General features: G+C 69.5%; 2 protein-coding genes. Both read left to right on the top strand.

Features of this window, described 5'->3' with window-relative positions; translation table 11 throughout:
* Positions 1–137 precede the first annotated feature (137 nt).
* Positions 138–494, top strand: coding sequence for a hypothetical protein (locus AOQ53_RS33605; RefSeq protein WP_059423062.1), 357 nt, complete (start codon positions 138–140; stop codon positions 492–494).
* 1445 nt (positions 495–1939) lie between these two features.
* Positions 1940–3199 carry an MFS transporter gene (locus tag AOQ53_RS33590; RefSeq protein ID WP_059423057.1) on the top strand — a complete coding sequence of 420 codons (1260 nt, stop codon included), beginning with the start codon at positions 1940–1942 and terminating at the stop codon, positions 3197–3199.
* Positions 3200–3310 lie beyond the last annotated feature (111 nt).

The following is a 3310-nucleotide window of genomic DNA, read 5'->3' as shown; positions in this document are numbered from 1 at the left end:
ACTACGAAACAGCGAACGAAGAAGTCAACAACCACACGACCCCGCCGCACAGGTTAAAGATCAAGCTAAAGGGTGTTGCAGAAGGCTTGGTGGCGGGAATTTGCCCGTGCGGGTGGGGTGTTGAGGGCTGAGCCGGTGTGAGTGGAGACGTTCACCGGTCCCACCCGGACGCCGATCGCAGCCGCCTCCTCCGCAGAGCGGGCCTGGCGGGTGCGCTTCTGCTGGTCAGACTGGCCGCGCTGCTGTGGTTCGGGGCCAACGCCATCGGGGCCAAGCGGTGCATGGAGGACGGCCATGGGCTCCTCGTCGAAGGCGGCGGCACGTCCATGACCGAGCGGGGCTGCGAGGTTTCGGTTCCGACCACCGCAGGCCGGGTCACCGGGCTGCTGCCCACGCTCAGGGAGCGGATGGCGGGAGCGGCATTGATTGCGGGACTGGCTGGTGCCGTACCGCCCAGCATCTGCCTCTGGCTGGCGACCCGGCGTCCGCGCTGACGCTTCTGCCTGTCTCCCCGGCTGTCGCCGGGGAGACAGGCCCAGGCCCTCGACAGGGAGCGCCGTACACGATCCAGTCTTGCTGCTCGCAGCGGCGATCGCCCGATACAGCGGCCGCCCCGAGGGCGCAGGTGCCCGGGCACAAGCGCAGGGTTGACTGACCCGCAGATCCACGAGATGCACAACCTGTCGCAGGCCGCCCCGGCCGGCCTCGCAGACCCCCCGAGGCCTAGGCTCAGCCTGGCGCAGACCTGGCGCTCCTGCACCAGATGGGGCTTCACAGTCCAGGTTCCCGTGCGCCGTGCCGCCGAGCGGGACGCCGCGCCCGAGGGCGACCACTGACCTCAATCGCTGAAGCCCTGCGGCAGCGCAAGCTCCCCTCAGCCCCCACAGAGGAACATGACAGGCCGGACAAGTAGGCGTCGCGGTCGGCGCCGGCCCGGTGGGCGACGCATACGGTGTGGGCTGCCCGCAAGACCCGCCCCGCGAAGCCGCGACCCCGCTCCCGCGCCGAGGCGGCGGCGATCCGGGCCCGGGTCGCCGCCGTGGTCGGCGTCGGCCTGGAGGCGGGCGCGTCCGTCTTCGACGGTGTGGTCCTCGGTGAGCACCTTGCTGAAGGTTTTCATCACCGCGTCGGGTCCGGCGAGGCGGTTGTGCCTGAGGGCAGGCTGAGGCGGGGTGCGGTGTGCGAGGGGTGCGGCCGTGGGATCGGGTTCGAGGTCTGGGGCTGGCTGCAGGAGTGCTGTGCTGCGGGTGGCTTCGCGGTGGGCGTTGTCCAGGAGTGCGGTGAAGTGGTCGACGTCGCCGCCCAGGAGGCGTACGAAGTTGTGCAGCACGTCGGGGGTGGCAGGACGATGCCTTCGAGGCTGCCAGCGCTGCTCTTGTCCCTCTCGGGATCACGCGACGCTCCCCCCTTCGGTCTCGTCACGAGGCCGAAGGACGCGCCGTCGTTGCAACTGACCTGTGACGTCACCGAACGGCCTCCTGCACAAGCGTGTTGACTCTGTGATCTTCCGCAGTCACCCGTGACACTTCTGCCCCACAGTGCGCTGTACGAGGTGGCCCAACCGATGCAGGGCATGGGGCCCGTCCTCTGTGGAGGGGGTACGCGGGCTCCGACGTGCAGGGGCAGGCTCGTTCCCCCGTGACGGATCTGGCCCTGCATCAATGACCGTCAGCGTGCACGCGACGGTAGGGGATTCCCGCATCGGTCGGACACGGGTAGGTAGCGGAAGGTGGTCGATAGCCTTCGTGGCTCGGGTAGGACGGAATGGCGGTACGCGGCAATGCCGGGCGCCCGAGAGGGTGTCGGCGCTACTTCGCGGAGAGAGCAGGACATGCAGTAGAGGGACGAATCGACCACTTTGCAGTCACAGACCTGTGGCGGCAATCGACATGAGCGACCGCTGCTCTGATGAGACACAAGCGAAGTACTGCCCTACCTGATGACTACTCTGATCCGATCCGCCGGTCCCCGACATGCCCGCCTCCCGGAGTACGGCCCGTCGCGGCGCATCTACTTACCCCGCCTCGCCGATGCCGCCGCATCGTCCATGGCCACCTACACCATCCCGTTGCTGGTGCTGGCCACCACCGACTCGGCGTCGCTGACGGGGATCGCGTTCATGCTGGCGTGGGTGCCCCGGCTGAGCACGTTCGGGATGGCCGGCTCGGCCGTCGACCGCTTCGGCGCCGCGCGGGTCTTCCGGCTGGCCGCGACCGCCCGGGCCGGTGTTGTCGGCCTCGCCGCGCTGGTCCTGGCATTCGCGCAGGGCCACACCGCAACGGTCGTGGTGATGCTGCTCGCCGCGTGCACCGGCTTTTTGACCGAGTTCAGTTACATCGCGGCCGAGAGCGTCGGCGCGGAGGCCAGCCGGGAGGCCGCCGACGGGGCCCATCGCGTCCAGTCGGTCCTCCTCGGCATAGACCAGGGCGCCGCTCTCGCGGGGCCCGCGGCGGGCGGCCTTCTCCTGCAGTGGACCGGCTCGACAGGGATGCTCGCCGCCATCGGCGGGTTGTCCCTGCTGGCGGCTGCCGTCACCCCGCGGGTGCGCGGAGCCCGGTCGACTGCGGCCATGTCCCTCGCCGACAGTCTGCGGACCGGGTGGTCGACTCTGCGCGAGTTGCCTGCGCTTGCGTTTCTGGTGGTAGGGCTGGCCTTGTCCAACCTGGCGCTCGGAGTACTGGAGGCCGCCGTTCCGGTGATTCTGGTGAAACAGCTCGGTCACACCAGCGCCTCGGTCGGCGTGGTGTGGTCCGTCGCAGCGGCGGCCTCCCTGGCGGCGATCGCGGTCTGCCGGTTCGCCATCGACCGATGGGGCCTGTCCTCAGTGGGACGCTTCGCCGCCTGCGTGGCGTCCGTGACCTGCTTCGCCCTCGCTCAAGCCGACGCCTATCCGACGTACCTTCTGCTGATCGCTGCCTTCATGGCGGGAGACGGCGTGCTCACCGTCGTCCTGCGAACCCTGCGCTCCCGCCTCATACCCGCCGAGGTCTTCGGCAGCACCCTGTCCCTGACCGTCCTGATCCTGCTCCTGCCCTACCCCCTCGCCGGCATCCTGGTCGCCACCACGTCCCCGGCCGCCCTGGATCACGTCATTACGGCCTGTGCCGTCCTCCAGGCCCTCGGCCTCGCCCTCGCCTTCACCGTCACGAAAGGCCCGCGCACCCGCAGCGGCGGCCGGCACCGAAAGTCCCGCCCATGACGCCCGTTCGGCCCTGTCGTTCCAGGCCGCCGGAAACCGACGAGGGACTGTAAATCGTTCGGCTCTGGCCCGTAGTTGGTGGTGATGTTGGGTGTCTGTCAGGGCAGGAGG

Origin of the sequence: Streptomyces azureus (assembly GCF_001270025.1) — a bacterium.
Lineage (GTDB): Bacteria > Actinomycetota > Actinomycetes > Streptomycetales > Streptomycetaceae > Streptomyces > Streptomyces azureus.
The sequence above is the reverse complement of the archived record's forward strand: the minus strand, read 5'-3'. Positions and strand labels throughout refer to the sequence as shown.